The 20,210-nt window shown below is 53.6% G+C and carries 15 protein-coding genes; 7 read left to right on the top strand and 8 right to left on the bottom strand.

The window, feature by feature from the left end:
- Positions 1-60 precede the first annotated feature (60 nt).
- The 3 genes from H6973_13190 to H6973_13180 all read left to right on the top strand — a co-directional run bounded on the left by H6973_13190 (position 61) and on the right by H6973_13180 (position 2,579).
- Positions 61-765: a TIGR00266 family protein gene (locus H6973_13190; GenBank protein ID MCP5126544.1), complete on the top strand. Its 705-nt coding sequence runs from the start codon at positions 61-63 to the stop codon at positions 763-765.
- Between the two features lie 24 nt (positions 766-789).
- Entirely contained in the window at positions 790-2,148 is a 1,359-nt protein-coding gene (locus H6973_13185; GenBank protein ID MCP5126543.1) for a beta-glucosidase, read from the top strand.
- Positions 2,149-2,210: 62 nt separating this feature from the next.
- The gene (locus tag H6973_13180) at positions 2,211-2,579 is read left to right on the top strand and encodes a hypothetical protein (protein MCP5126542.1); all 369 of its coding nucleotides are present in this window, start codon (positions 2,211-2,213) and stop codon (positions 2,577-2,579) included.
- 52 nt (positions 2,580-2,631) lie between these two features.
- Here H6973_13180 and H6973_13175 read toward each other — a convergent pair whose 3' ends face one another.
- The 5 genes from H6973_13175 to rraA form a co-directional block, all read right to left on the bottom strand.
- A complete protein-coding gene (locus H6973_13175; protein MCP5126541.1) occupies positions 2,632-2,823 on the bottom strand; it encodes a hypothetical protein in 192 nt (63 codons plus the stop codon).
- A gap of 82 nt (positions 2,824-2,905) precedes the next feature.
- Complete coding sequence (rsgA, locus tag H6973_13170; GenBank protein MCP5126540.1) at positions 2,906-3,922, bottom strand: small ribosomal subunit biogenesis GTPase RsgA; 1,017 nt, start codon at positions 3,920-3,922, stop codon at positions 2,906-2,908.
- 69 nt (positions 3,923-3,991) lie between these two features.
- Positions 3,992-6,277 carry an EAL domain-containing protein gene (locus H6973_13165; GenBank protein MCP5126539.1) on the bottom strand — a complete coding sequence of 762 codons (2,286 nt, stop codon included), beginning with the start codon at positions 6,275-6,277 and terminating at the stop codon, positions 3,992-3,994.
- Positions 6,278-6,287: 10 nt separating this feature from the next.
- Positions 6,288-7,517: an FIST C-terminal domain-containing protein gene (locus tag H6973_13160; protein ID MCP5126538.1), complete on the bottom strand. Its 1,230-nt coding sequence runs from the start codon at positions 7,515-7,517 to the stop codon at positions 6,288-6,290.
- A gap of 118 nt (positions 7,518-7,635) precedes the next feature.
- Positions 7,636-8,115, bottom strand: a complete 480-nt coding sequence (gene rraA, locus H6973_13155) for a ribonuclease E activity regulator RraA (GenBank protein ID MCP5126537.1) — start codon at positions 8,113-8,115, stop codon at positions 7,636-7,638.
- A 149-nt stretch (positions 8,116-8,264) separates the two neighbouring features.
- Here rraA and H6973_13150 point away from each other — a divergent pair, with 149 nt between their 5' ends.
- The 3 genes from H6973_13150 to H6973_13140 all read left to right on the top strand — a co-directional run bounded on the left by H6973_13150 (position 8,265) and on the right by H6973_13140 (position 13,096).
- A complete protein-coding gene (locus H6973_13150; protein MCP5126536.1) occupies positions 8,265-8,627 on the top strand; it encodes an Hpt domain-containing protein in 363 nt (120 codons plus the stop codon).
- Between the two features lie 83 nt (positions 8,628-8,710).
- A complete protein-coding gene (locus H6973_13145) occupies positions 8,711-11,959 on the top strand; it encodes a response regulator (protein ID MCP5126535.1) in 3,249 nt (1,082 codons plus the stop codon).
- Between the two features lie 3 nt (positions 11,960-11,962).
- Entirely contained in the window at positions 11,963-13,096 is a 1,134-nt protein-coding gene (locus H6973_13140; protein ID MCP5126534.1) for a two-component system response regulator, read from the top strand.
- Between the two features lie 38 nt (positions 13,097-13,134).
- Here the strand turns inward: H6973_13140 and H6973_13135 are convergent, their stop codons facing one another.
- The 3 genes from H6973_13135 to H6973_13125 form a co-directional block, all read right to left on the bottom strand.
- Complete coding sequence (locus tag H6973_13135; protein MCP5126533.1) at positions 13,135-15,876, bottom strand: response regulator; 2,742 nt, start codon at positions 15,874-15,876, stop codon at positions 13,135-13,137.
- Positions 15,877-16,086: 210 nt separating this feature from the next.
- A complete protein-coding gene (locus H6973_13130; protein ID MCP5126532.1) occupies positions 16,087-17,853 on the bottom strand; it encodes a substrate-binding domain-containing protein in 1,767 nt (588 codons plus the stop codon).
- Between the two features lie 179 nt (positions 17,854-18,032).
- Positions 18,033-18,641, bottom strand: a complete 609-nt coding sequence (locus tag H6973_13125; GenBank protein ID MCP5126531.1) for a nitroreductase family protein — start codon at positions 18,639-18,641, stop codon at positions 18,033-18,035.
- A gap of 201 nt (positions 18,642-18,842) precedes the next feature.
- On the opposite strand from H6973_13125, the gene H6973_13120 reads away from it, so the two are divergent.
- Entirely contained in the window at positions 18,843-20,129 is a 1,287-nt protein-coding gene (locus H6973_13120) for an alpha-amylase (GenBank protein ID MCP5126530.1), read from the top strand.
- Positions 20,130-20,210: the final 81 nt, after the last annotated feature.

Raw genomic sequence — 20,210 nt, 5'->3', positions numbered from 1 at the left:
GAGAACTTACGACTGAGGAGTCCATTAGAAGTTTATTAGGTTGAGTGGAGGATCAAATTCATGGCGATATTTACCGTGACGGGAGACGTTGACCCCTTCCTGCATGTCTCCCTGAGTAAAGGCGAGAAGATTTATTGTGAATCCGACGCGATGGTGATGATGGAAGACACCCTGGATCTAGCCGGCAAGATGAGCGGCGGATTGGGCAGCGCGCTCATGCGCCGCTTTGCTAACGGCGAATCGTTTTTCCAGCAACACATCGAAGCCAACCGGGGTCCCGGAGATTGCCTGCTGTCGCCCATATTGCCAGGGACGATCCAGATTCTGGAGGTCGGCGCTACCCAGTACATGCTCAGCGATGGTGCATTTGTGGCGGCGGAAAGCGGCATTGATTTGCGCGTTCGCAGTCAGAGTCTGGGTAATGCGCTATTCGCCCAGTCCGGTGGGTTCTTCGTCATGGAGGCCACTGGCAGCGGCAAGTTGGCGGTCTCCGGCTTCGGCTCCGGCTTCATGCTGGATGTGGAGCCGGGCAAGGATGTGATTATCGACAATTCGCACGTTGTAGCCTGGGACAGTCAACTGCATTACGAAGTCACCGTACCCAGTCAGCAGAGTGGCGGACTATTCAACCGGTTGGTGAGCAGCGTGACCAGCGGGGAAGGCATCGTGCTGCGCTTTTCCGGGCGAGGGAAAGTTGTGATCTGCTCCCGCAATCGCAATGCTTTTTCCGCCTGGATTCGTGGCGGAGCGACCAGTAACGGTTGATTGAGTCATTCGGAGTGACCGACCATGTCTGATCCTTCCCTTTTCCCCAACGACTTTCTCTGGGGCGCTGCGACTTCGGCCTATCAGATCGAAGGATCGCCGCTGGCGGATGGCGCGGGTCCGAGCATCTGGCATGAGTTTGCGCATACGCCGGGACGGACCTGCGACGGCGATACCGGCGATGTCGCCTGCGATCACTATCGCCGTTACCGGGAGGACGTAGCGCTGATGGGCGAATTGGGGCTGAACGCCTACCGTTTCAGCATTGCCTGGAGCCGGGTGCTGCCAGAAGGACAGGGTCGGGTGAACCCCTTGGGGCTGGATTTTTACCAGCGCCTGGTGGATGCATTGCTGGAACGGGGCATTCAGCCGATGGCGACGCTTTATCACTGGGATTTGCCCGCAGCGCTGGATCGTCGCGGCGGTTGGCTGAATCCCGACAGCGCCGCCTGGTTTGCCGATTACGCTCAGGTTCTGTTCCGGGCGCTGGACGACCGGGTCAAACTCTGGGTTACTCTGAACGAGCCGTGGGTTGTGGTCGATGGCGGCTACCTGCATGGCGTGCTGGCACCGGGTCAGCGTAATGTCTTCGCCGCGCCATATGCCTCGCATAACTTGCTGCGCGCCCATGCCGCCGCCGTGCAAACTTATCGGGCTGAAGGCCGCCATCAGATTGGATTCGTGGTCAATCTGGAGCCTAAATATTCGGCGACGGAAACCCCGGCGGATTTCGCCGCTGCCCAGCGCGCCGACGCCTATTGGAATCGCCAATATCTTGATCCGGTTTTCCTGGGCGCTTATCCATCGGAGTTAGCTGAGATCTTTGGAGCGGCCTGGCCCGACTTTCCCGATAGTGACGTGGAGGCGATTCGCCAACCGCTGGATTTTCTCGGCATTAATTACTATAGCCGGCAGGTCGTGCAACATGATCCCGGCGACTGGCCATTGCAAGCCAGTCGGGTTCGCCAGTCCCGGCAGATGCACACCAGCCTGGACTGGGAGGTATATCCGCAAGGGTTGACGGAGATTCTGGAATGGGTCGCCCAGCGCTATGGGCCGTTGCCCCTGTACGTCACCGAAAATGGCGCGGCTTTTTACGATCCGCCACAAGCCGATGGGGCGGTAAACGACCCGCTCCGGCAACGCTACTTGCAAGATCATCTGTGCGCGGTTTTGGAGGCGCGGCGTAAGGGTGTGGATCTGCGGGGTTATTTCGCCTGGTCCCTGCTGGATAATTTTGAATGGGCATACGGCTACTCGCAGCGTTTCGGATTGGCGCATGTGGACTATGCAACGCAACAGCGCACGATTAAGGCCAGTGGCCAGTTTTACGCCGAGGTGATTCGCAACCAGGGCGCGACGCTCAACTTCCCGTCTCTATAGTCGATTGCAAACTGAACGAGACCCGCCAATAATGATAAAAAATACCTCACCGAGGATCACCCATGGAGAATGCAGCAGCCGTCGAACTCTACACGGAGGCTCTTAAGCAATGGCGGGAAGCGGTTGAACTGGATTTACACGCTTCCGAAGATATCGTGTATGGCATTATGCCTTTGTTGGTCAAGGCACTGGGCCTGGATCCCGACAACTTGCCAGCGCTGGATTTGCTCAGCGATTTACTAATGGAAATCAGCGTCTATGACGAAGCGCTTGAACTGGCCGAGAAAATGCTCAGTCTGATGCCCGATGATGATGGTTATCGACAAAAATTGAACGCACTGACTAGCGAGGAACCCAGCCAGCGCCGGCAGGTTCGCGCCTACCTGCATCAAAAACGCCAGCAACTGACCCGGAAAGCCGTTACCCCGTAGCACCGCGACGCGATGTGGAAACGGTCTCAGCCCGACAATGAAAGCGCCGCCATTAGTCGCCTCCGCCCTCGCTCAGAAAGAGCAGGGCATAGACCAGCAACAGCAATCCCAGTCCGCACATCAGAATGATATAGCCCTGGTCGCGCAGGATATGCTGTCCTCTGCCCAACGCCAGCGCAAGCGCGGCCCCGATGCCGACGCGAACGCCATGCCGCAGGGTTTCACTGGCAACCAGCGTCAGCAACGGTCCTGGCGCTAGCCCCCCGCTCAGGCCGAGAAGAAAACCTGCTGATAAAAAAGGGAAAAACGTCGTTGCCACAGGAGAGTTAAGTTTTAGGTTTAGTCGCTGTGTCCAGCGTGATGCGCAATTGCCGGTAACTTTCCAGCCGCTGCGCATGAACAGCGCCCTGCGCTACGGCATCCCGCAACGCGCAATCCGGCTCGACCGCGTGGCGGCAATCGGAAAATCGGCAGCGACCCAGATAAGCCGTTAGCTCCGGGAATCCACGATCCAGCTCGCTTAATCCGATTTCGCCCAGTTCGAAGCTGCGCACCCCGGGCGAATCGATCAAGTGACCGCCATTCGGCAGGTGATAGAGCGTACTGGCACTGGTGGTGTGTGCGCCGTGACCGGTAGCGGCAGATACCGCCTGGATGCGGATCTGGCGATCTGGCAGCAGCGCCTTGATCAGCGACGATTTGCCAACGCCTGACTGCCCGACCAGTATGCTGGTTCGCGCACACAACCAGGTACGTAATTCATCTAGACCCTGGACAATGCGACTGCTGGCCAGCAACACGGGATAGCCAATTTGGCGATAGGGCATCAATCGGTCACACAACGCTGCTAAAGCAGGTGCGTCCAGTAGATCCACCTTGTTCAACACCAGAAGCCCCTGTACGCCGATGGCGGCGATTGCAACCAGATAGCGGTCGATAAGGTATTCACTTGGTTCTGGCGAGGGCGCCAAGATCACCGCGACTGCATCCAGATTGGCGGCTACCGGGCGGAGTTGACCACGGTAGTCGCGACGGGTCAATAACGAGCGTCGTTCAGAAACCGCGACTACCACGCCTTCCCTCATGCCGGAGGCTTGCCAGATCACCTGGTCGCCACAGGTCAGCCGACCCAGATTTTGCCGCACAGTGCAGCGATTTAGCCCTCCCTCGCCATCTTCGACAATGAGCACTGCGCCATGATGGGTGATGACCAGGCCGGTTTGCTCCGGGCCGAGTCCGGTTTGCTCCAGGGTCTCTGCACCCTGAACGGCCCGCAGTCGACGACGATCTTGCAGGCGCTCGATATGTTGCTTTTGTCGGTGGGTTAATCGTCGTCCGGCCAGCGCTGGCCCTGTTTTCCGTGGCGTATCAAGAATAAACACTCTCCTTTCTTTCAACCTTTCTCCTATGTCTTAGCGGGTCTCTCGCAACCAGTGAGGGTCGTTCATCAAAGCTTCCGCCGCCGTGGCTTCGACCGGGCGGGAATAATAGTAACCCTGCCCGAAATCGCAACCGAGCGCCGCCAGATGTTCCGCCTGTTCCCAGGTTTCTACGCCCTCGGCCACTACCAGCATCCCGAGCGTTCTTGCTAGTGTGATGATAGTATTTATAATTTTTGTTTTGCTGACATCCTGACCCAAGGATTGAACGAAAGAACGGTCAATTTTGAGAATATCAAACGGGTACTGATGCAGATAACTCAACGACGAGTAACCGGTGCCAAAATCGTCCATGCTCAGTTGAAACCCCTGGTGATGTAACCGACGCAGATTGGCTTGAGCGGCCTCGGTATCTTCCAAGATGGCGCTCTCAGTGATTTCCAGCGCCAGCAATGCAGGATTACAACCATGCTGGCGCACCAATTGATTAATTTCCCCGGACAGATCGGTTACAGTAAACTGCCGGCTGGACAAGTTGACGCTGATAGTCGGCGCCGCAGTATAGCGCTGCGCCCACTCGACTGACTGCCGGCAGGCTTCCGCCAGGACCAGATGGCCAATCGGCAAAATCAGCAGCGTTTCCTCAGCTATCGGAATGAAATCGTTAGGTGGCACCAGTCCGCGTTCGGGATGCCGCCACCGCACCAGCGCTTCGAAACCCTTGAGTTGGCCATTATCAAACTGAACAATCGGCTGGTAGTACACCACAAATTCCTGTCGCTCCACAGCATGACGCAGATCGTGCTCCAGTTCCATAATCTGGAGGGCGCGCACATGCATGACCGGATCGAACAGTGCATAACGCTGATAAGGCGCATCGCGCTTTTTAGCCTGATACATGGCGATGTCGGCATCGCGCAGCATGGCCTCCGGTTCACTATAGCGGTCATCGGCCAATACGATACCGATGCTAGCGCTGGTGTAAATCTCATGGCAGTCCAGCGCAAAGGGGCTGATCAGCGCTCGCTCCAGGCGTTCTGCGCAAGCTACCGCGTCATCAGGCTGGCGCAATTCATTCAGCAGGATTACGAATTCATCGCCGCCCAGGCGGGCGATGATATCTTCCGGTCGCAGGCAACGATGCAATCGATGACTGATTGCAATCAGTAACTGGTCACCCAAGCTATGACCCAGACTGTCGTTAATGATGCTAAAACGGTTCAAATCCAGAAACAGCAACGCAAACAGATAACCAGAGTTCTGTTGCCGCTGCTGGATGGCGTCCGCCAGGCTTTCGAGGATCAGGGCGCGATTGGGCAATTGGGTAAGGGCATCGTGAAAAGCGTGATGGCGAAGTTGCTGTTCGCTCTGTCGACGTTGAGTGACATCGCGTACGACCGCTAGCAGCAAGCGCTGCTGACCGGCATAGATGCGGTTCAAATTGATTTCTACCCACAGACGCTGGTCCGTTGCGGTGTGGATTTCACACTCGAAGCGTTGCGGGCGGCCTGCGAGCGCACACAACCATGGTCTTTTCCAAATTCTCTCGGCGGAAACCAGCCAGTCGGTCAGGGGGCAACGGCGCAATTCCGTCAGCGAACACCCCATTAGATCAACCGTGCGCTGATTAGCGTCCAGCAGCGCCTCATTCTCGACATCGAATACTACAAAAGCTTCATGAGCGCTTTCGAACAACGTGTGGTAATTGGTCTCCGCAGCTTGTAGCGCCTGAAAGGTTTGTTGCTGTTCACGCAAACCCAGATAAACCTTGAGCGCAGCGGCGGCGATCACCTGATCAGCCTCCTCGAGCGTCGAGTCATCAGACGATTTTTTTAACTGACGACTGCCGAGCAGGAGCGCCTGGCCAGCCTTCGGCGCAGCGATCCATAACCAGTTTCGCAAGCCAGCGCGCTGCAAGGCGGCTTGAGCGGCAAGGGGCAAAGTCTCAGGATTCAGGCTGGCGGCGCGAGCTGGCGGCGATGCAGACAAAGGCAAGGTAAAGCTGGCGGTCAGACCCAGACCATGCTCTAGCTGACACTGATCCGCAGCGCTCTGCCAACTCAGTAATCCCGCGCAGTCGATGCCCAGGGATTCCACCAACACAGCAATCAGGGTTTCACCTAGTGATTCGGTCGATGCTTCCTGCTGATTGGCGCATTCATGGAGTCGCTGCACGACCAAGGCGATGGTGCGATGGCGACGGGCATCGCGACGCGCCTGGGTCAGTTCCCGCTGCAAGCGCAGTAATCGACTGCCAATCTCATCATATTGTTGTCGATAGTAGTCAAGCGCCTGTTCCAGTTCCGGCTTGGCGGTCATGGCGAAACATTCAGGGGATAGTGGCAGTAAACACCGTTAATACACCGGTCCAGTCCAGTGGCCGGGATCGACCGAGCAGTGGCGCAATTTCTACGCCGGAGTAGAAACCGAGCAGCGGACAACGGGCGCCCACCTGTTCCCGGACGGGCGCGGTTTCATCTTCCTCCAGACCACTGAAGGCCATTGAGCGACCCGCGCAATCGATATACAGACCAAACAATGGCTGATTGACTAACGTGTTTAACAGCGTTCGGGTTTGCTGATGGGCAGATTGGATCATCCGTTGCGGATCGATAACCATCAACTGGACCCGCGAGCCGGCCTGGAAATCATCCTCAAATAAAACCAGTGCGTTATCAGATAAGTCGGCGGCAATCACCAATCGATTGACATATTGACTTTCATCAAAAGGCGTGAAGGGATTGCCGTGTTTTTCACCCAGTGTCAATGAAAAATGAGGGGGATGAAGCATAGCCAGTTGCTCGTGCGGAATATCCAGGCGCTCCGCAGCGACAGTTAAAGCGGGACGACCATTCAGTTCCAGCACCCGTGCGCCGTCGATGCGGGTAATTTCCAAAAAATCACTGGCCGGATAACAGCCATGCATAATCGTACTGTGGCTAGTCAGCGTTGACGGCAGCACCACAGCCACCGCAGCATGTTTTCGGGATGCCCGACCATCGAAAATATAGCTGTCCATCATATTTATATCCGCCAGTGTGCCTGCGCCAACCAGCGTCGGACGGTATTCGCCGAGTCCCTCATAAACGCCATCGACCAGTCGGCTGCCTACATGCAACACGGGCGGCGGACTGCTCTGTATCGAGTCGTAGAATAACAACACGGTTGCATTCGGAAAAATATTTTCCCGCAGGGCTTCGCCCAACTGTTGTCCAGCCGCTTTTTCATCCTGTTGCAGGTTGTCTACGAGCGCGATGGCTACCGGGCTGAGCGAAGTGGGAAACAGCAACAAGCCACATTCATAACCGGTGAGCGTGGCGGCTTCGGCGGTGATCAAGCCAGCGCCAGCACCACCGATGATCGGAATATCGCCAAGAATAGAACGGAAACCCTGCAGCAACGCCGTGGCGTCATGCCGGCCGCCACCGAAGGCCAGCGCCCAGCCGGGAAGTTGGCCGGACAATGCGTTTCGCGCCTGCAACGCAGCTTTTTTACCAGTAGTGAAGGCATCAGCATGACGGACCTGGCCCAAGGTAACGTAGCAAAGGTTCGAATTCATGTTATCGATCCCGCTTTGAAATTTGGCTGATCAAGCAGACGGAACCCCCACGATGCTGGCTCCTGGACGTTGCATTGAGCAGAACAACGCCTTGGACAAGCCTGCTACAGGGGGCAGTTCAGATCAGCGGTTTTTCCGAAACCAGCAGGCCATCTTCATCAGCATAAACATAATGATTCGGCAGGAAGGTCACACCGGCGAAGCGGACAGGGATATCGCGTTCGCCGACGCCCCGTTTGACGCTCTTGAGCGGGTGGACGCCCAGCGCCTTGACGCCAATGGGAATCTCGGAGATAGCGGCGGAATCGCGAATGCAACCATTGATGACGACGCCAGCCCAATCATTCTCCTCCGCCAGTTCGGCTAGTTGATCGCCCAACAGCGCGCAGCGCATTGAACCTCCGCCGTCCACGACCAGCACTCGACCTTCGCCGGGTTCTTCAAGGGCGGAACGAACCAGGGAATTATCCTCAAACACTTTCAGAGTTACGATAGGGCCGGAAAACATGATTTCACCACCGTAATCGCCGAAAACAGGCTCGGCAACTTGCAAGTGGTCGGAAAAATCATCGCATAAGTCGGTCGTCTTGAAGTCCATGGGGATTACTCTCGCGGGTGGGGGAACACGAATTTACAAAGTTTACCACATTTGCTTTTATGCCTTATCCTTTGGCTGGGTTCCAAGCGTTGAATATTAAATTATAATACTAACATACTGCTATAACCGCTTGCTTTATGAGTATAATTATGATTACGAATGATAATTTGATGCAGCTTCCACTCATCGATGATGAAACTCTTGCCGAGTTGCAGGATATTATGGAAGACGGCTTTGCTGATCTGGTTAACCGTTTTCTGGACGATCTGCCGGTGCAACTTGAATATCTACGCTGTGCGGTTCAAGAGAAAGCCGCCGACGACATTTATCGTGTTGCTCACAAGCTTAAAACCAGTTGCGGCAACCTGGGAGCGATGCGTTTGACGGAATGGGTGCAACAACTGGAGCAAGCGGGCCGCCTGAACACATTGAACGATGTTGCCGAAATGCTGGAAGAAACCCAAGCCGTTGCCGAGCAAACCATGATCATGCTGCGGGCGCAGGCGCATTAAACACCCTGTCCTTCCTGATCCGACTTCCTAAAGCTATACCAATGATTTGGAAACCCGTGATGCATTCGAGTTCTCGAAAATGCATGATTTTGGTGTGGATTGCCACATTGGGAATTGGTTTAACCCTTGTCTATGAGTGGCAATACACCGGGACGGTAGGATTTACCGGTTTGGTCGGATTGCTGTTTTTTACGGCGCTATTGTTGGTGATCCGTCAACCCTATCAACAACAGGTCATGCTTGAACGCCTGGTTCAGAAACAGACGGCAGCTTTGCAAGAGAGCCAGGAGAAATATCGCAATATCTATGAAAATATGCAGGATGTTTATTTCGAAGTCACTTGTGACGGCGTCATTGTGGAAATCGGTCGACGGATTCAAGAGTTGAGTAAAGGGCAATATAAAAGGGAAGATTTGCTGGGTAGAAATTTTATGGAGTTTCTGCACAATCCTGAGGAAATCAGCGCGTCCATGTGGCGAACTCTCAAGGAACACGGCAACATTCACGACTGGGAGGCTTGTTATAAAAACCGCGACGGCTCATTGACTACCTGTGCAGTTTCAGCCGCCATTGAGACCAATGGTATTGGAAAATCTTTCAAAATCATTGGTACATTGTACGACATCACGGATCGCAAGCAGGCGGAACAGCGCATTTTGACGCTCTCGCAGGCGGTCGAGCAAAGTCCAGTATCGATCGCCATTACTGATCCGGTCGGCAATATCGAATACGTCAACCGCAAATTTGAAAAAGTGAGCGGTTATACCCAGGCCGAAGCTTTGGGACAGAATCCTCGGGTGCTCAAGTCTGGCTCCCAACCTGATGAACTTTATAAGGAATTGTGGGAAACCATTTCATCGGGCCATGAATGGCACGGTGAACTATGCAATCGACGGAAAAATGGGGAAATCTACTGGGAAAGCGCATTCATTTCGCCGATTTGCAATGACCATGGGCAGATTATTCACTATTTGGCGATCAAGGAAGATATTACCGACCGCAAGCACATGCAAGAGCAGCTGCAGCAGCGCACTGAAGAAGCCCAGGCAGCCAGCCGGGCGAAGAGCCAGTTTCTCGCCAACATCAGTCATGAAGTTCGCACCCCTTTGAACGGGGTTATTGGCATGATCGGCCTGTTGCTGGATTCCGAGTTACCCGCAACGCAACGTCACTACACTGAAGTTGCCCATGCCAATGGTGAAATCCTGTTGGGCCTGCTCAATAACATCCTGGACTTCTCGAGAATTGAGACAGATCAACTGGAATTAGAGGCGCTGAATTTCAATTTGCGGGTCACGCTGGAGGATATCGTCGCGGTGCTGACGTCGCAGGCGCACGAGAAAGATCTCAAATTTACCTGCCGGACTGCTTGTAATGTCCCGGCTTTTGTTCTGCGGGGCGATCCGGGGCGATTGCGCCAGATTTTGATGATTCTGGGCAGTAACGCAATCAAGTTTACTGCTCAGGGCGAAGTCGCCATCACCGTCAGCCTGGCATCCGAAACCGACCAGCAGATCACAATGCGGTTTGAGGTGCATGATACCGGCATTGGCATTCCACCGGACAAGATCAAATTGCTGTTTAACTCCTTTCAACCGCTGGACGCATCAACGACCCGCCGGTTTGGCGGCATCGGTCTGGGATTGGCGCTCGCCAAACGTCTGGTTGAAAAAATGCGCGGAGAGATCCATGTGACCAGCGTCGAAGGACAAGGCTCGTGCTTCTGGTTTACCGCGATCTTCGACAAGCCGCTTCACCAGACAGGCGGTGAAGAAACGCCGGACGCCGATCTGCATGGCCTTCGGGTATTAGTCGTCGATGATAAACTGAGTAATCGACTCATTGTGACCGAGCAACTCGCGCGCTGGCGCCTCCGCTACGAGGAAACCGGTAGCGCCCAAGAGGCGCTCACTCTGTTGCGCGAAGCGCATGCAGCGCATGATTCCTTCCATCTGTTGATCACGGACATGCAGATACCGGACATGGATGGGATGACCCTGGGGGCGGTGGTTAAAGCCGATCCTGATCTGTGCAACACGATTCTGATCATGTTGACGTCGATGGGCCAGCGCGGCGACGCTAAAAAACTTGCGAATATCGGTTTTGCCGCCTATCTGACTAAGCCGACGCGACCAGATCAACTCTATGATTGCCTAACCACAGTGGTTGATCAAGCCTACGTGAGTCGTCAAATTCCAGCTCCATTGGTGACTCGTCATTCACTTCGCGAAGCGCGCTGTTTGCCCTTGCGCATCCTGGTCGTTGAAGACAACGAAATCAATCAGATAATTGTATTAAAGCTCCTGGAAAAACTCGGCCATCGCGCGGATGTAGCGGCCAATGGCCAGGAGGCCCTCGCAGCGCTGAAAACGCGCCCTTACGATCTAGTGCTGATGGATATTGAAATGCCGGTCATGAATGGATTGGAAGCGGCCTCGCGGATTCGTTCCGGTCAGGCCCATGTTGCCGATCCCCAAATGCCGATTATCGCCATGACCGCGCATACTGAGCACGAAGAACAGGAACGCTGCCTGAAAGCCGGGATGAACGACCACATCGGCAAGCCTATCGACCGGAAGATGCTTTCACAAGTTCTGGAGCGATGGTATCCAGGGCGCTCAGGAACCCCTAAAACGGTGTCCCAGACTAATAATGAGCAAACAAGAGCGGATGCCGATGATCAATGGCCGGAGATACCGGGTATAGATACTCGTCTGGGATTACTGCGAATTGGGGAAGATCACAGCCTATATCAGCGGTTGCTGGACCGGTTTGTGGAAACGCAATCAGGGATCGCGACGGTCATTCGCATGGCGGTGACTGAAGACGATCTGGATCGGGCCAGGCGGCTTGCGCATAACATCAAAGGGGCTGCGAGCAATCTGGGGGCCAGCGAATTGGAAGCGGCGGCCCGTAGGATGGAACAGGTTCTTGCTGAGGATCAACCACGGCAGATCGAGGAGGTCTTGGCAAATTTCGAGCAGTCACTGACTCAGCTAACCCATCACTTGCAAAGCTTGCCTGATCGAAAACCACAATCAGGCCACTCATCCCGCACCGCTGCCAGATCGCCAGAGGCGCTGGCTGCGCCGGACGCATTGCGCGCTGCTCTGGATAAGCTGGCTCCGCATCTGAGAACCCGTAAACCTAAATATTGCGTCGAGGCGCTCCGGGGTATTGAATCGCTTTCGTGGCCAACGCATCTTCAAGCAGAAGTCAAACAGTTGTCTACTCTGGCGCGCAAATACCGGTTTTCCGAATCCTTGACCGTGCTCGAATCCTTGCAGCGAAATCTCTCCTCGCCTGGAGAGCTGGGTTCATCGTTAGAGTGAGCCATGCACGACCTATCCGAATGCACTCTTCTCATTGTTGACGATACTGAAACCAATCTTGATATTTTGGTGGAGGCGCTGGCTGACATCACCGAAGATATTTCGGTGGCCATGGACGGACCCGCTGCGTTGGATTCCGTGCAGGATTCTCCACCAGACCTGATCCTGCTCGATATCATGATGCCCGGTATGGATGGTTACGAAGTCTGTCGCCAGCTCAAGGCTAACCCTGACTTTCGTCATATCCCGATCATTTTTATCACCGCCATGAATGAGATTGGAAACAAAACCCTGGGCTTTGAGTTAGGGGCCATTGATTACATTACCAAGCCTTTTGAAGTGCTCGAGGTGAAAGCTCGAGTCAAAACCCACCTTTCCCTGCAAAAAGCGCAGCAGGCGCTGGCCCGACAAAAAGAAATTCTGGAGATTAGAGTCAGAGAGCGCACCCAGGAACTAGCGTTGACCCAGGAAGTGACGATTGAATGCATGGCTTCCTTGGCGGAACATCGCGATCCGGAAACCGGCGGTCATATCCAACGCACCAAAAACTATGTTCGGGCGTTAGCCACGCACCTGCAAAATCATCCCAGGTTCAAGGACGTGTTCACTCCGGAGATCATCGAATCGCTTTACCTGTCAGCGCCGCTGCACGACATCGGCAAGGTCGGAGTGCCTGACCATATCCTGCTCAAGCCCGGCAAGCTGACGAGCGAAGAGTTCGAAGAAATGAAGAAACATACTACTTATGGCTATAACTCGCTCAAAGTCGCAGCGGATAAACTGGGCGATTATTCCTTTTTGCGTATCGCTATGGATATTGCTTTGACACACCAGGAAAAGTGGGATGGCTCAGGTTATCCCCAGGGCCTTAAAGGCGATGAAATTCCACCCGTGGGGCGCGTAATGGCGCTGGCGGATGTGTACGATGCGCTCATCAGCAAACGGGCTTACAAATCGCCCTTTTCTCATCAGCAGGCGGTGGAATTCATTCTTCAGGGCAAAGGCGCGCATTTCGACCCGGATATGGTCGACGCCTTTTTGGAGATTCAGGAGGAGTTTCGCCAGATTGCGCTGCGATTCATTGACTTCAAGGAAGAACAGGTCGCCCTGTCCAAGCCTTATCGCAAGAGCACCTAACCGCTTCGAATCACCCTGTGGCGCTTTGCACCGCCTCATTATCCAGGAATGATCGATTCGAAGGACAAGGCCGGATTATCATACTGCTCCAACGCTACCAGAAATGTGCTCTTGCGAATAGGTTTCGTCAAGTGACCGGTGCACCCAGCTTCCAGGCTGCGTTGTTTGTCCTCTTTCAAGGCGTTGGCGGTGAGCGCGATAATGGGAACAGGGGCTTGATCATTTTGTTTGCGCTCCCACTCGCGAATCAGGCGGGTTGCGGTATAACCATCCATAACCGGCATCTGCACATCCATGAACACGATGTCGTAACGTTGCTGTTTGAATTGCTCAACCGCAATGGCGCCGTTCTCGGCGACCGTAAGATGGTGTGGCGTTTTTTTCAAATAAGCCTGAATCAACAGAATGTTGTCCCGAGCGTCATCGGCGACCAAAATTGACAAACACTTTTGCCCGACGCTGTCATGAGCCGTTTCGCTAAAACGGGTTTGGCGCGCCTCTGCGCTAGAATCATCATCGACCTGCTCGGACAGTTGCTTGATCGCCTTCTGCAATGCAGAGCGCTTCAGCGGTTTCGTCAGCATTAGGGTGGGCTTGTCCGAAAACGCTTGAGCCATTTTGTCAGGGCGGTCCTGAAGGTTTAGGCCGAGCAGTAGCACACAAAACTTTGCATAACTCTGTTCCCTGAGCAGGCAATCTGTCCATTCGGTGCCGGCTTCAGACAGCAGCCCGGAATCCAGCGCCAACAACTGGTAGGGTTCGCCACGGTCGCGCTGATCTCGTAAGTGGGTCAGAGTGGCTTCCAGAGTCGCTACCTGGTCGGTGTGCGCCTGGGCCGCGGTCAAGGATTCAGCGATGATTTGGCGGTTCATAGCGACATCATCGGCAATCAGCACACGCCAACCGGCCAGGGAAACCGGGTTTACCCGGCTCGGCGCAACCGGGGATGGTGAAGGCGCTGCCCGCAGGCGAAGGGTGAAATAAAAAGTGCTGCCCCGGCCCAATTGACTCTCTACCCAAAGCCTGCCGCCCATCAGCTCAACCAGGCGCCGGCTGATCGCGAGTCCCAGTCCCGTGCCGCCATAATTGCGGGTAATGGTGCCATCGGCCTGAGCGAATGCAGTAAAAATCTGCTCTTGCTGATCGGGTGAAATGCCAATGCCGGTATCGGCAACGGTCATGCGCAGGCATCCAGGCGTCGGTAAATCGGGGTCATTTTCGACGCGAACCAAAATATGACCGCTTGGAGTGAATTTAATGGCATTGCCGATCAGGTTGGTTAGGACTTGCTGCAGGCGATGCGCATCGCCCTCGAGTTGCGTAGGAACTTCCAGGTTGATGTAAAGAATCAATTCGAGTCCCTTTTGCATGGCACGCACCGCCATCAAATCGATTTGCTTCTCCAGTAATGCTTCCAGATTGAAAGGTTGAGGATTCAACGTCAGTTTGTCGGCCTCAATTTTGGATAGATCGAGAATATCCTCGATCAGCATCAACAGATTATCTCCAGCATTTTTGAAGATCTTGATGTAGTTGCGCTGTTCGGAATTCAGGTTGGTTTCGGCCAGCAAATCCACGGCGCCAATGATGGCGTTCATCGGCGTGCGGATTTCGTGGCTCATGTTGGCCAGGAATTGGCTTTTGGCGCGATTGGCGGCGTCAGCAACGTCCTTTGCGTTCCGTAATTCTTCGGTGCGCGCTTCAACCAGCTTTTCCAGGGATCCGCCGTAGGCGGTCAGGCGCGCGTTGTTTTGCTCGATGGTATCCAGCATTTGATTGAGAGTTAGGCCCAGTTGAGCGATCTCGTCACTATTTTTGGAGGAGAATCGCGCATTGAGTCGGCCTGATTGGACCTGCTTGGCGACTTTAGCGATCTCGCGGATTGGCTGGATGATCGTACGCTCTATGACCTGTAGCAAAAAGCCAAACAACAAGGTCATGATCAAGGCGGATAACAGCAGAGAACTCTTGATTTGGGTACGAATTTGTTGACCCGATTGCAATTCGTGCAAATAGATGTCGATGGACTGGGCGGAGATGTCAGTAAGCAGGACGGTCAAGGCCAAAGTCAATTCATCGAATTGATGGTTCAAATCATTTAATTGATTTTCAAATGTATAATCATGAACTAATAAATCCCGATAGCGAAGGCAATAGGCCTTAAGACGGCTATCGTTATCCAGCGAGGATGATTCAATGTTGTGCAAAAGGGAATCGAATGCAATATTCAAACTCGTGAATTTGGCTTCTGAACGGGCAATAAAATAACTTTCCTGGAAACGATTCACATTAAACAAGGGCTTGTAAAGTGCGTTGCTATCTTGAGTGAAGAAAATGCTTGAAGCCAATACCTGATAGTTGGAATCAAAATTCGTTTTATTGAGTCTTTGCTGAGTCTTCAATTGGATCAATTGGTTGAATAAAATTTCATATTTCGAGAATAGCTCGATGATTTCTTTAACTTTAGGTTTGGGCAACATGCCAGCGATGTCCGGGTTTTCCTGACGCAGATCGGTTTTCACCTTGTTCAGCAATGTCGCAAAGCGTTGTGCAGCATCGGGGCGGTTTTGCACAAGGGCGGCCTGTTCCCAAAAGCGGATTTCCCAGAACTGCTGCTCCAGACTGTGAGTTGCTCGATCAGTTAACATAGCCAACTCACCCCGATTGGCGCTGGTGGATAATTGCTCTAAAAATAGAACTACACCCATGTAGCCAATGCCTAGCAACAACAATAACAAGCCGGCCACCAGGTAAAAGCGCTGTTTAACTGTACCTAACATGACATTGTTTTAATGGGGATAAGAAACAAGCAAACACTCCGTAACCATTCGCTCCCTTTACCCACTTGCGGAAGAGAGGTTAGGGAAGAGGACTGTATATTCAACGACTTACATCTCTATAACCCACTTTCCCTTGACAGGGGTAGAGAGGACTATGCTTACGACGGTGGGTGAGTTTTTTAATTTTTTCTAGCAGTACAACAGGTTGATCTATTGAGAGCTTTTTATCAATTCGAGTTCGACCGGGATAAAAGTTGCGACTTTTTCTCCGCGTAATGCCTTGACTGCGGTATCAACCGCTAAAACGCCCATTAGCCGTGGGTTTTGCGCGATCGTCGCGGACAGTTTGTTTTCTGTGATAGCCTGTCGAGCTTCGGGGATTGCATCAAATCCGATTAGCAATGGGCGTTGCACAACATGAGCTGCTTGCAAGGCGTCCAGCACACCTAAAATCATATTGTCGTTGTGAGCGAAAATTGCGTCGAACGTTGTTTGATTTGCGGCCAGCAAGCGTTGCATGATGATGCGAGCTTCATCGCGGCTGAAATAGGCAACTTCACGCTTGACAATTTTTAGATTGTCGTGCTGCGCGATCCGATCGTTAAAGCCTTTTCCACGCTCATAACTGGCTGAAGTTCCGGGGATACCCTCGAATTCCACAATAGCGCCGCCCTTGGGCAGTTGGCGGATCAGATATTCCGCCGCAAGTTGTCCGCCGGCGATGTTATCGGAGGCAATATGTGAAAGGACTTGGCCGCTGTCCTCCTTACGATCTACCGTAATGACCGGAATTTGGGCGCTGTGCGCCATTTCAATCCCGGGTTGCACCGCTTGCGAGTTGGTGGGATTGACGATCAGGAAATCGACTTTTTGGCCGATGAAATTCTGAATAGCCACCAGTTGTTGGGCATCATCGTTCTTGGCGTCCGAGTGCAGCAGCTCCACTCCATGCAGTCCAGCATGCGTCTGAGCGCCTTTGAACAAGGCCGTGAAAAATGGATTGGCCATTTCCGACACCGCCAGAGCGATCCGCTTGCCGAAACTGTCGTGAGTGATCAGGTCCAGTGGGGTTTCCTGATAGGCTGGGATCGGGCGGCCCTGCATCGCTTCGTGCGCTAGAGCTATTCCGTAACGACCCATCAGCTCGGGATGTTGCTCAACCGTAGCATGCATCCGGCCATTGCGCAGTTCGTTGCGCGCTGCTTCGATGTTGTCATAGCCAGCGATGAGAATGGGTGCTGTTTGAGCATGCGAATCCAGTGCTTGCAATACCCCAAGCGCCATTTGGTCGTTGGCGCAGAAGACAGCATCTACTGCGCCGTGCTTCTCCAATAGCTCGGTCATCTGCGTAAAAGCGTCTTCGGTATGCCAGTTGGCGCTGACGGAGTCCACAATTTCAATTCCGCCGCCCGTGGTAATAGCTTTCGTAAAACCGGCTTTGCGCCGATCCGCATTTTCTACGCCCCGGATGCCTTCGATAATGATGACGCGGCCTTTCCCCTGCATTTGGCGGCGCAGGTAGTGGCCTACCAGTGCAGCGCCTTTGGCATTGTCGGAACCCACGAAGGGGATGTTCAGGCCCTGCTGCGCCAGAGTCTTCTGATCCAGGGGGTTATCGATATTAATAACCGTAATGCCTCGATCAATTGCTTTTTTAACCGACGGTATCAGCTTGTGCGAGTCCACAGGGGCAATTACGATGGCGCCGTAATTGCGGGTGATGAGATTGTCAATAATACTGATTTGATATTCGACGTCGGTTTCCAATTCAGTGCCAAACACCTCCAGAACAATGCCGTTTTCATCGGCATACTCTTTAGCCCCAGCTTCCATTCTGGAAAAGAATGGGTTAGACAGGGCTTTCATGACCAGGGCGATCTTATCCCGGTTCATGTCAACTGATTGCGCAAAACTCATGAAGGGTGTTGCACATGCAGCGAACCCGATCAGCGCAAGTATGAATAAACGGCTTAACATATTGAACAATTCTCAAATATATAGCTTACTATGTAATTAAACAATAATTATGCGATAAGTGCAAAATAATCCAACATAAGTATAAAATATTATAAGCGCCAGAAAGTTAGAACCTAACCGGAACCTGTTTTGCAGGGTATCATAAAAGTCTATTTTTCTGGCAACGAATGAAAGATGATTCACTCCTGCGGGAAACTCTGTTCCCAGCGACCGTCGAACGCAATTTGCGCCAACGGTTTGCGCTCCCGAGGCGCTTGCTCTTTTTCGCGTAGCGCATCGGTTAACACCTCGACCGGCCCTGGGTGACCCACGGCGATCATCGCCATACAGATATGATCCGCCGGGATATTAAATGTCACCTTGACCTTATCCGGATCGAACCCACCCATCTGATGCGCCGCCAAACCCAGGGCAGTGGCTTGCAAACAGAGATTCTCACTAGCGGCGCCGGTATCGTACTGTGCCCAGCGGTTGGGTTTATTGTTGTGCCCAAAATGGGGCGCGGCCACCGACAACAACAGCACCGGCGCGTTTCTGACCCAGATTTGATTACCTTCCGCTAGGCATTCAAAAGCCTGTTGCCAGGCGGCGGCGTCACGGAATCGGTCCCAGACCAGATAGCGCCAGGGTTGATCGCCAAAGCAGGACGGCGCCCAGCGCGCTGCTTCCAGCAACGCCAGCACCTGTTCGCGGCTGACGGGCTGATTCGGATCGATGGCGCGCGGACTCCAGCGACGTGCAATCAAATCGGCGATCGGGGTTGAGGTCAGAGCCAGTTTTTCCAGCATGTGAGGTCTCCAGGCCGGTTGAGCTAGAATGAATAGCTAATGGTATCGCTTTGCCTGAAACAATGTAGGCGTAGTTTGCGCTGCTGTCATCAACGGTTTCATGGTACGATTTCCTAAATTTTCGATAACTCAGGCTGGCCGTGTGACCTGTCTGGATATCCCACCACATCTGAATCAAAACCAAGAACTCAGGGGAATCCTATGATCGTTTACAACCTCTTTCCCTTGCTGGCGGGTCCTTGCAGCCAGTGGACGTCTCATTTCCAACGCGCCGCCGATATGGGGTTTGACTGGATTTTTATCAACCCGGTGCAAAAGCCGGGCTACTCGGGCAGCTTGTATTCCATTGTCGATTATTTCGATCTTCACCCTCTGCTGGCTGACCCGGAATCCAAACTTCCCCTTGAACAGCAACTCAAGACAGCGCTCGCTGCGGCTGACAAGCTGGGGCTTAAAGTGATGGTGGATCTGGTGATCAACCACTGCGCCTTTGATTCGGAACTGACTCGTCAGCATCCGGAATGGTTCGTCCGTGAAGGGGACGGTAGCGTTGCCCATCCGTTCTGCATGGAGGACGGGCGCAAGGTGGTGTGGGGCGATCTGGCGTTGTTCAATCACCAGCACACCTCTGACCCGGAGGGTCTCTATCGCTACTTCTTCAAAATTGTCGAATATCTGATGCAGCTGGGTTTCAAGGGCTTCCGTTGCGACGCCGCTTACCAGATTCCCCGCAATACCTGGAACCGGCTGATTCGCGAAATTCGGCAGAAGTATCCCGACACCATGTTCGCCGCGGAAACCCTGGGCTGCACTGCTGATCAGACCAAGCAAACGGCGCAAGCTGGTTTCGATTTTGTGTTTAACAGCTCTAAATGGTGGGATTTCCACGGCACCTGGCTGTTAGAGCAGTATCAACTGGTGCGCGAAATTGCTCCGTCCATCAGTTTCCCGGAAAGCCATGACACCGACCGGTTGTTTCAGGAAGTCAATGGCAATGTAGCCGCCATGAAGCAGCGCTATCTGTTTTCCGCCCTGTTTTCCGCGGGCGTGATGATTCCCATTGGTTTTGAATATGGCTTCCGCCGCCGCTTGCATGTGGTCGAAACCCGGCCCAGCGACTGGGAGCAACCGAATACGGACCTCTGCGAGTTCATCACAAAAGTGAATGCGATCAAGCGGCAATATTCCATTTTCCAGGAAGAGTGCCCGACCAGCATTTTGCCCTACCAGAACCCCAACATCTTGTTGATGTGGAAGGCTTCGGCCCGCAGCCAGGAAGAGGCGCTGATCGTCCTAAACAAGGATCCGTGGAATCATCAGTATTTCTATGCTGAAAATATCGGCACCTACATCCAGGCGGGTGCTCCGCTGCAAGATGTATCTCCTGAGTACACCCTGGAATACATTCCACGACCGTTTTCCTACGATCTGCGGCCTGGGCAGGCATTTGTCATGGTCGCCAGCCGCGATCATTTACCGCAGCAATAGACGACGAGGCGCGGGCGCGCTTCAACGCTTTCAGGATAAAGGCGCTTTGGACCCGCAGCCCGCGCTGGCATACGACAATAA

This window comes from Gammaproteobacteria bacterium, assembly GCA_024235095.1.
Classification (GTDB): Bacteria; Pseudomonadota; Gammaproteobacteria; order Competibacterales; family Competibacteraceae; genus UBA2383.
This window is presented reverse-complemented; position numbering and strand designations above follow the sequence as displayed.

What these genes read in the sequence shown, in the direction of transcription:
- H6973_13185 (MCP5126543.1), top strand. Translation starts at nt 790, where the DNA reads ATGTCTGATCCTTCCCTTTTCCCCAACGACTTTCTCTGGGGCGCTGCG.
- H6973_13180 (MCP5126542.1), top strand. Translation starts at nt 2,211, where the DNA reads ATGGAGAATGCAGCAGCCGTCGAACTCTACACGGAGGCTCTTAAGCAA.
- H6973_13140 (MCP5126534.1), top strand. Translation starts at nt 11,963, where the DNA reads ATGCACGACCTATCCGAATGCACTCTTCTCATTGTTGACGATACTGAA.
- H6973_13135 (MCP5126533.1), bottom strand. Translation starts at nt 15,876, where the DNA reads ATGTTAGGTACAGTTAAACAGCGCTTTTACCTGGTGGCCGGCTTGTTA.
- H6973_13130 (MCP5126532.1), bottom strand. Translation starts at nt 17,853, where the DNA reads ATGTTAAGCCGTTTATTCATACTTGCGCTGATCGGGTTCGCTGCATGT.
- H6973_13190 (MCP5126544.1), top strand. Translation starts at nt 61, where the DNA reads ATGGCGATATTTACCGTGACGGGAGACGTTGACCCCTTCCTGCATGTC.
- H6973_13120 (MCP5126530.1), top strand. Translation starts at nt 18,843, where the DNA reads ATGATCGTTTACAACCTCTTTCCCTTGCTGGCGGGTCCTTGCAGCCAG.
- rraA (MCP5126537.1), bottom strand. Translation starts at nt 8,115, where the DNA reads ATGGACTTCAAGACGACCGACTTATGCGATGATTTTTCCGACCACTTG.
- H6973_13150 (MCP5126536.1), top strand. Translation starts at nt 8,265, where the DNA reads ATGATTACGAATGATAATTTGATGCAGCTTCCACTCATCGATGATGAA.
- H6973_13125 (MCP5126531.1), bottom strand. Translation starts at nt 18,641, where the DNA reads ATGCTGGAAAAACTGGCTCTGACCTCAACCCCGATCGCCGATTTGATT.
- H6973_13145 (MCP5126535.1), top strand. Translation starts at nt 8,711, where the DNA reads ATGATTTTGGTGTGGATTGCCACATTGGGAATTGGTTTAACCCTTGTC.
- H6973_13165 (MCP5126539.1), bottom strand. Translation starts at nt 6,277, where the DNA reads ATGACCGCCAAGCCGGAACTGGAACAGGCGCTTGACTACTATCGACAA.
- H6973_13160 (MCP5126538.1), bottom strand. Translation starts at nt 7,517, where the DNA reads ATGAATTCGAACCTTTGCTACGTTACCTTGGGCCAGGTCCGTCATGCT.